Raw genomic sequence first — 8,617 nt, forward strand, 5'->3', positions numbered from 1 at the left:
GCGTATTACACTTCCATTAACTATAATATGTTTGAAACGAAYATTTGAAATTAAAGACTGAACAGAAAGGCGGAAGGTAATTTGTCTAAAATCTCCATGGGTGAAATGCTGCGGGATGCCTCTCGCAGAGGCTATGCCGTTCCTTGCTTTAACGCAATAAATTTAGATATGGTTCGCGGAATCATTGAGGCCGCTGAGGAAGAACAGTCACCAGTCATCCTGTGCCATGCTGAAATTCATTTTAAGTATACGCCGCTCGAGCAGATTGCCCCCATCATGGTAGAAGCGATGAACCGTGCCAAGGTGCCGGTCAGCATCCTTCTTGATCACGGAAAGAGCTTCTCCGCGGTTACGAATGCGATGCATTTAGGCTTTAACGCAATCATGTTCGATGGCTCCGAGTATGAGTATGAAGAAAATGTTCGCAGAACCGCAGAGGTCGTTAAGATTGCTAAAACGCTTGGCGTTTCGGTTGAAGGTGAGCTTGGTTATGTTACTCGTCCCAAGAGCGGAGGAGCGGAAGGCGAGGACGATGATTCCATCATCGACGATGTTTCGCTCTATACCGATCCCGAGCAAGCAAGGGAGTTTGTTGAGCGAACCGGTATTGATGCGCTTGCCGCTGCATTCGGCACTGTCCACGGTGTTTATTTAAAAAAACCGGTTCTGGATTTAAAGCGATTGGAGCAAATTCGGAATACGGCTGGCGTTCCGATTGTGATGCACGGTGGGTCTGGGTTGTCGGAGGAAGACTTCCACAAGTCCATCGATCACGGTGCGTCTAAGATCAATTATTACACGGGGATGGCGCTTAAGGTTGTCGAACGGGCCAAAGAACGTTTTATCCAGTCGGAAGAAAAGACGTTTTATCACGAATTTATGATGAATGTCATTCAGGACTTTAAAGAAGACGCGCAAGAAATCATGCGTACGTTCCGCAGCAGCAACAAAGCGTAATTACCAATAAAACAATATATGAGGTGTGTCAAATATGTCCGTTACCGCTCGTTTAAATCGTTTATTTAGTGAACAAGGCAAGTGCTTTGATGTCGCGATCGATCATGGCTTTTTCAATGAATATTCATTTTTGGCAGGCATTGAGAATATGAAAGCAGCAATCGAGACGATTGTACGYGCCAATCCCGATGCGATACAGCTTAGCGTTGGTCAAGCAGAGCATCTTCAAGCTATTCCAGGTAAAAGGAAGCCCTCACTCGTGCTGCGCACGGATGTTGCTAACGTATACGGGACGAAGCTTCCCTCACACCTATTCAGTGAACTCATTCATAATCCGGTTGAACAAGCAGTTCGCTTGGACGCAGCTTGCGTCGTTGTAAATCTGCTGCTGCTGCCGGGACAACCAGAGCTTCATCGTCAATGCGTACAAAATATATCGAAGCTGAAAACGGAGTGCGAACGTTATGGCATGCCGCTTATGGTAGAACCGCTTGTTATGCTTCCGAATGAGCAAAAAGGCGGCTATATGGTCGATGGCGACATCACGAAGATCGTTCCGCTTGTTCGTCAAGGTACAGAGCTTGGCGCGGATATAATCAAAGCCGATCCATGCGATAACGTAGAGGATTACCATAAGGTCGTAGAAGCGGCATCAGGCAAGCCGGTATTGCCACGGGGCGGCGGACGGGCTTCGGACGAAGAAATTTTGTCAAGAACTTATGCTCTTATGGAGCAGGGAGCTTCAGGAATTGTATACGGACGCAATGTCATCCAGCATGATAATCCAGAGGCAATGACTCGCGCATTTATGGCTGTAGTTCACCAAGGCGCGACGMCTGAGCATGCGATAGCTATTTTGAAAGGAGCGTAATCGGCATGCCGAAAAAAGTCATTCGCTTCGGTGTCATCGGCTGCGGATTAATGGGAAAAGAATTTGCAAGCGCCGCGGCGCGTTGGTGCCACTTGACCAATGTGGATTTTATTCCTGAAATTACACATGTATGCGATGCGCACCTGCCTGCGACAGAATGGTTCAAAAACAACCTGCCTAGCGTGAAGAAATCCACTGCCGATTACCGAGAGCTCATCGCCGATCCGGAAGTGGATGCCGTCTACTGCGCAGTGCCGCATAACCTGCATGAGCATTTATATATAGATATCATTAAAGCCGGGAAACATTTGCTTGGCGAGAAGCCATTTGGCATCGATGCTGATGCCAATCGGTCAATCATGAAGGCAATCGCTGAGAATCCGGACGTGATCGTTCGCTGCTCCTCTGAATTTCCATTTTTCCCGGGAGCCCAGCGGATTGTCGAATGGGTTAATCAAGAAAGACTCGGAAAAATTATCGAGGTTGAGGCCGGGTTCTGGCATAGCAGTGACCTCGATCCGAACAAAACCATCAATTGGAAGCGTCGTATCGGAACAAATGGCGAATATGGCTGCATGGGTGATTTGGGGATGCATGTCGCTCATCTGCCGTTCCGTTTCGGTTGGAAACCGGCGAACGTAAGGTCGCTGCTTAGTAAAATCGTAGAGGAGCGTCCGGATGGAAAAGGCGGCATGGCCGCTTGTGAAACATGGGATAATGCGATTCTGGCATGCGAGGTCAAAACAGAAAAGCATGATTTCCCGATGGTGCTTTCCATGAAACGGATTGCTCCAGGTCATGCCAATACTTGGTTTATCCGCATTAACGGCACAAAAGGGTCTGCAGAGTTCTCGACCAAGAACCCGAAGCAGGTCGCATTCCTTCCATACGAGCCAGGCGGCGAGCAGGCATGGCATATTTCAGATGTTCCTTATAAATCAGCCTATGGAACGATTACCRGAGGTATCTTCGAATTCGGCTTCTCGGATTCGATTTTACAGATGTGGGCGGCATTCTGTGATGAAATCGCAAACGGCAAAGACAATCAATCTTCCTTTCAATGCGCGAAACCGGAGGAAGCGGCAATGAGCCATCAACTATTCACAGCGGCTTTGGAGTCAGAGAAAACCGATCAAACGGTTTCGCTGAACTGGGAATAGCACTGCTGAAGGGGGGGGAGGAAAACGTGAAGCTTTACGGAAGAGACTGGAAACGACGCGAGCTGGAAGCGAGAGTCGGCCGCATCGAGCAAATTGGCGGTGTTGAACGTTTTACCAGAAGTGAAGGGCCTGAGTCGGGAATAGACACGTTCCGAGTGCGAACCGGAGCGGGGTTGTCTTACTGGGTCACGCCAAGCAAGGGGATGGACATCTCACTTGCCGAAATGCATGGCGTACCCGTTAGTTGGTCTGCGAGCAACGGAGAGCCTCACCCTTCTTATTACGATCAGCGAGAAGCRGAATGGCTGCGAACGGCATCCGGCGGCTTGCTTATGACATGCGGATTATCACAGGTTGGATCGCCGGGGAAAGACAGCAACGGTGCATACGGTCTTCATGGTCGAATTCATCATACGCCAGCACGTCAAATTTCTTCTTGGTCAGAATGGGATGGCGATGAGTATGTGCTGCGAGTCCGTGGAGTCATAGAGGAAACCTCCATTTTTGGTGAGTATCTACGCCTGACTAGAACAATTACTAGCCATTTAGGTGAAAATCGCATTGCAATCCAGGATTCCGTTCAGAATGTTGGATTCCGTCCTGCGCCTCATATGATGCTATATCATTTCAACTTCGGGTTTCCGCTGCTTGCCGAGGACACGACAGTGGAGCTTCCCAAAGGAGAAATTTCAACGCGCGACAACGATATGGATATGAGAACGATAGGGGAATGGCAAGCGCCTGATCCTTCCTTTAAGGAACAAGTGTATTATCATAGGCCGGATGAAGGCAAGGAAACGGTCCTTGCACGTATTCATAGTCCTTCATTTCCGGCTCGTCCTGCAAACACCAATTCGCATGGCCTATCGGTAGAACTGGAATGGGATCCTGTCACACTTCCGAAGTTCGTTCAGTGGCGCATGCCAGGATCAAGCGAGCATGTACTTGGACTAGAGCCTTCTAATTGCTGGACGAGAGGAAGGGCGGGCGAGAGGGAGCTAGGATCGCTCCGTATATTAGAGCCGAGTGAAACCGTAGATTATCGATTGGAATTGCKATTTATTTGAACACATATTAAGGAGGATACAGGTATGCTGCAGACTAAGCCTTATGTATTTTGGTTCGTAACCGGAAGTCAGGGACTGTATGGAGAAGATGTTTTGTCAAAAGTGGAGGACAATGCGAAGGAAATGGTCGCCGGGCTGGATCATGACGATGCTCTTCCTTATCAAATCGTCTTTAAAGCAGTCGTAACGACGCCGGAAGCTATACGTCGTGTCTGTCTGGAAGCGAATTCAGACGATCGTTGCGCGGGAATCATCACTTGGATGCATACTTTCTCGCCAGCAAAAATGTGGATCTCAGGCCTCACCCAGCTGCGTAAGCCGCTGCTTCACTTTCATACGCAATTTAATGTAGATATTCCATGGGACAGCATCGACATGGATTTCATGAATTTGAATCAAGCGGCACATGGCGACCGGGAATTCGGATTTATTGGAGCCCGTCTTGGCATAGCCCGTAAAATCATTGCAGGTCACTGGAAAGACGTGCAAGTACGCGGCCGAATCGGTTCTTGGATGAGAACGGCTGCCGGCTTTACGGAAAGCCAAACGATGAAGATCGCTCGTTTCGGAGATAACATGCGTTATGTCGCCGTCACGGAAGGCGATAAAGTAGAAGGACAAATCCGATTCGGGTGGTCGGTAAACGGTTATCCTGCAGGTGATCTGGCGGAACGCGTGCAGGATGTCACGGATGGACAAGTCAAGGAATTAATGGATGAATACACAGAGCTTTATGACTTCACAGAGAACGGACAACGCGAAGGTGCCGAACGTGATGCGATTCGAGAACAAGCACGTATGGAGATTGCATTGAAAGCGTTTCTTCAAGATGGCGGTTACAGTGCATTTGTAACAAGCTTTCAGGATTTACACGGCTTGAAACAGCTGCCTGGACTAGCAGCGCAGCGTCTTATGGCTGCCGGATACGGCTTCGGAGCCGAGGGGGATTGGAAAACGGCCGCTCTTGTTCGCATTATGAAAATAATGGCCGAAAACAAAGGCACGTCCTTTATGGAAGATTATACGTATCACATGCAGGAGGGCAATCAGCTTGTGCTCGGCGCCCATATGTTAGAGATATGTCCGACAGTTGCCGTCAGCAAGCCAAAGATTGAGGTTCATCCGTTGTTCGTAGGCGGTAAGGCCGATCCTGCCCGTCTCACTTTTAATGGAAATAGCGGTAAAGCAATCAATGCTACCGTAGTTGATCTTGGTGACAGATTTCGTCTGATCGTGAACGAAGTAACGGCTGTGAAGAACGAGAAGGAAATKCCGAACCTGCCGGTAGCGCGGGTTCTGTGGAAGCCTGAGCCGTCGTTGTCGGATGCGGCGGAAGCGTGGATTTTGGCTGGCGGCGCGCACCACTTCGGTTTCTCTTTCCATGTAACAAGCGAGCAGCTGGCGGACTGGGCTAAGATGGCCGGTATTGAGTGCATCATTATTAATCAGACGTCTACGATGACGAGCCTGGAGAACGAGATTCGCTGGAATGATCTATATTACCGTTTGAATCATAAATAATAGATGTGTTTATGACGAGAAACCGACGCTCCTTACTGCTGTAGGCTATAAAGCGCCGTTTGTGTTTCTCGTCCATTTTCATTCCGGGGGGACTTGCAATGTTGAGCATCGAAGTTAAGGACGAATTAAAAACGATAGTAGGCAACTCCTATTTTAAAGACGATCCCCAGTCGCTGATTACCCATTCCTATGACGGCACGCCGATGCAGCAAGCTCTGCCTGACGGTGTCATTTATCCGGAAACAACCGAGCAAATCTCTGCAATCATGAAGGTTCTCCATCGTTATCGTATTCCCTTGATCGCCCGCGGCTCGGGAACGAACTTATGCGGAGGAACTGTTCCTGTTACTGGCGGCGTAGTTATGGTTATGCACAGAATGAATCGGATACTGGAGATTGATCTTGAAAATTTGACGGCTGTTGTACAGCCCGGCGTGAACACGAAGCAGTTTATTACTGAGGTCGAAAATCTAGGGCTTTTTTACCCGCCTGATCCGAGCAGTATGTCCATTTCCACAATCGGCGGAAACATTGCGGAATGCTCCGGTGGTCTCCGCGGCCTCAAATACGGAACGACCAAAGATTATGTTATCGGACTCGAAGCCGTTTTAGCCAATGGCGATATTTTGCGTTCAGGCGGAAAGCTGATGAAGGATGTGGCTGGTTACGATCTTACGAAGCTGCTTGTCGGCTCAGAGGGGACGCTAGCTGTGATTACGGAGGCAACGCTTAAGCTTATTCCGCCTCCAAAAACAAAAAAAACGATGCTGGCGATGTACAAGGATATGAATGGAGCTGCTAGAACGGTATCAAAAATCATTGAAAACCGGATTATTCCCGCAACGCTGGAGTTTATGGACAATCCAACCATTCAGGTAGTCGATGATTACGCGAAGCTCGGATTGCCGAGGGATATGGAAGCGATTTTGCTTATTGAGCAGGATGGCGAAGCGGAGACGGTAGAGCGAGACATAGCCATGATTGAACAAATATGCCGTAGCGAGCAGGCTGATCGCATTGATGTTGCGGAAACCGCGGAAGAGGCACTGAAATTAATGACAGCACGCCGCAGTGCGTTCACGGCGCTAGCGAGGCTGAGGCCTACGACGATACTTGAGGATGCAACTGTCCCGCGATCCAAGATTGCTGACATGGTTCTGGAAATTAACCGTATTGCCAAGAAGCATAATGTTCAGATTTGCACCTTCGGACATGCAGGCGACGGTAACCTGCATCCTACGGCGACTACGGATGCTCGTGATCTTGAAGAGGTACACCGCGTGGAAGCTGCCTTCGAGGAAATCTTCGAAGCAGCTATCCGTTTGGGAGGTACGATTACGGGGGAGCATGGCGTTGGTATCGTGAAGGCCCCTTTCCTGGAATGGAAAGTAGGTACTGCAGGTATTGAAGTGATGAAAGCGATCAAGCTGGCTTTCGATCCGCTGAACATTCTTAATCCCGGAAAAATGTTCGCGAAGGAAACGAGGAAAAGGGTGGTAATCGGACATGGGTGAGCAAAGCATCGACAAAACGAAAAGTCCGATGGCTACGAAACTGGCAGCCAAACTGGACTATGAGCAGCTAACGAATTGCATGCGCTGCGGATTCTGCCTCCCTGCTTGCCCGACTTTCAGGGAAACCGGTATTGAAGCTGAGTCGCCAAGAGGGCGAATCGCATTAATGAAGGCGGTTGTTGACGGCATAATGGAGCCCGACCAGCAATTTGAGGAGCAGATGGATCATTGTCTTGGCTGCCGAGCGTGCGAACCTGCTTGTCCCGCCGATGTGAAATACGGGCAGCTTATCGAACAAACGAGGGATGCGATTGAAGAGCATACCGATCGGCATCGTTGGTGGGTAAAAGGGATTCGGCGAGCTGTACTAAAGGAGATGTTCCCTCATCAAAAACGGATGCGACTGCTGGGCGGCGCTCTTAAGGCCTACCAAAAAACAGGGTTGCGCAAAGTTGCTTACGCCAGCGGGATTATGAAGCTGCTCCCCTCGCATTTGCGGGAGATGGAGAGCATATTGCCTGACACATCCTATAAAGGAGTGGCCGAGAAAATCGGGACCAAGCACTTGGCAAAAGGGGAAAGAATCGCTACCGTCGCGCTATTTCGAGGCTGCCTCATGGATATGATGTTTACGCAAACCAACATCCATACCGTTACATTGTTAACGGAGTCGGGATTTGATGTGATCATTCCCGTGACTCAAAATTGCTGCGGAGCCTTGCATGCCCATAGCGGGGAGTCCGAAGAAGCCAAATCTCTGGCTCGGGGGAATATAAGAGCCTTTAAGGATGCAAACGTCGATTATATCGTAACAAACGCGGGAGGCTGCGGAGCAATATTGGTCGAGTATGATCATTTACTCCAAGATGATGCCGATTGGAAAGCGGATGCCAAATGGTTTGCCGAGCGGGTCATTGACATATCCGATCTTCTGGTTCGGATGGGCCGCAAGCTGCAGTTCTCGGAACGAGGCGAAAGCAAAGAGGAGGACTCGCTCCGTATAACCTATCAAGATTCTTGTCATCTCCGTAATGTCATGCGTGCATCGGATGCACCAAGAAAGCTTATGGGAGAGATTGATGGCGTAACCTACATTGAAATGAAAGAATCGGATCGCTGCTGCGGTTCTGCAGGTATTTATAATGTAACGCAACCGGAAATGGCAGGACAAATACTGGAGCATAAGATGGTGCACACGAACAATACGCAAGCGGAATATGTAGTGACCAGCAATCCCGGCTGCTTGCTGCAAATGAAGCATGGGATCGAGAAGCATGGCTCTCCAGAACGAATGAAAGCAGTCCATATCGTAGATTTTCTATATGATCGACTGAAACGTTGATAGCAATGAAGCAGTGACAAGCAGCAGAATGTTTGAAATAGACGAAAACATTATGAAATGAAACATAGTATGTTGATTTCCAAAAATTCATCCCATACAATCAAAGTACAACCTATCGGAAATGGAATCGTTTATTGCTTTTGTTTAAAAACCATCTGCTGGAGATATGAGGGAGTGCCATGAAA

7 protein-coding genes are annotated in these 8,617 nt (G+C 48.9%); all 7 read left to right on the plus strand.

Going from position 1 to position 8,617, the window contains the following annotated elements; all coding sequences use genetic code 11:
• Positions 1 to 81: 81 nt before the first annotated feature.
• The 7 genes from AB4Z33_RS29740 to AB4Z33_RS29770 all read left to right on the plus strand — a co-directional run bounded on the left by AB4Z33_RS29740 (position 82) and on the right by AB4Z33_RS29770 (position 8,432).
• Positions 82 to 957 (plus strand): class II fructose-bisphosphate aldolase, encoded by an 876-nt coding sequence (locus AB4Z33_RS29740; RefSeq protein WP_442053370.1) that lies wholly within the window; start codon positions 82 to 84, stop codon positions 955 to 957.
• A gap of 34 nt (positions 958 to 991) precedes the next feature.
• Entirely contained in the window at positions 992 to 1,828 is an 837-nt protein-coding gene (locus tag AB4Z33_RS29745) for a class I fructose-bisphosphate aldolase (RefSeq protein WP_442053371.1), read from the plus strand.
• A 5-nt stretch (positions 1,829 to 1,833) separates the two neighbouring features.
• Positions 1,834 to 2,988: a Gfo/Idh/MocA family protein gene (locus AB4Z33_RS29750; RefSeq protein ID WP_442053372.1), complete on the plus strand. Its 1,155-nt coding sequence runs from the start codon at positions 1,834 to 1,836 to the stop codon at positions 2,986 to 2,988.
• Positions 2,989 to 3,014: 26 nt separating this feature from the next.
• Positions 3,015 to 4,055: an aldose 1-epimerase family protein gene (locus AB4Z33_RS29755; protein ID WP_442053373.1), complete on the plus strand. Its 1,041-nt coding sequence runs from the start codon at positions 3,015 to 3,017 to the stop codon at positions 4,053 to 4,055.
• A gap of 24 nt (positions 4,056 to 4,079) precedes the next feature.
• Positions 4,080 to 5,576 (plus strand): L-arabinose isomerase, encoded by a 1,497-nt coding sequence (araA, locus tag AB4Z33_RS29760; RefSeq protein WP_442053374.1) that lies wholly within the window; start codon positions 4,080 to 4,082, stop codon positions 5,574 to 5,576.
• Between the two features lie 98 nt (positions 5,577 to 5,674).
• Positions 5,675 to 7,090, plus strand: a complete 1,416-nt coding sequence (gene glcD, locus AB4Z33_RS29765; protein ID WP_442053375.1) for a glycolate oxidase subunit GlcD — start codon at positions 5,675 to 5,677, stop codon at positions 7,088 to 7,090.
• Positions 7,083 to 8,432: a (Fe-S)-binding protein gene (locus AB4Z33_RS29770; protein WP_442053376.1), complete on the plus strand. Its 1,350-nt coding sequence runs from the start codon at positions 7,083 to 7,085 to the stop codon at positions 8,430 to 8,432. Before glcD ends, AB4Z33_RS29770 begins: the two co-directional genes overlap by 8 nt.
• The last annotated feature ends 185 nt before the right edge of the window (positions 8,433 to 8,617 follow it).

The organism is Paenibacillus sp. 2TAB19, assembly GCF_052115185.1.
Lineage (GTDB): Bacteria > Bacillota > Bacilli > Paenibacillales > Paenibacillaceae > Pristimantibacillus.

Bases quoted from the DNA above. Each gene is read 5' to 3' on its own strand.
- glcD (WP_442053375.1), top strand. From the start codon at position 5,675: ATGTTGAGCATCGAAGTTAAGGACGAATTAAAAACGATAGTAGGCAAC.
- AB4Z33_RS29770 (WP_442053376.1), top strand. From the start codon at position 7,083: ATGGGTGAGCAAAGCATCGACAAAACGAAAAGTCCGATGGCTACGAAA.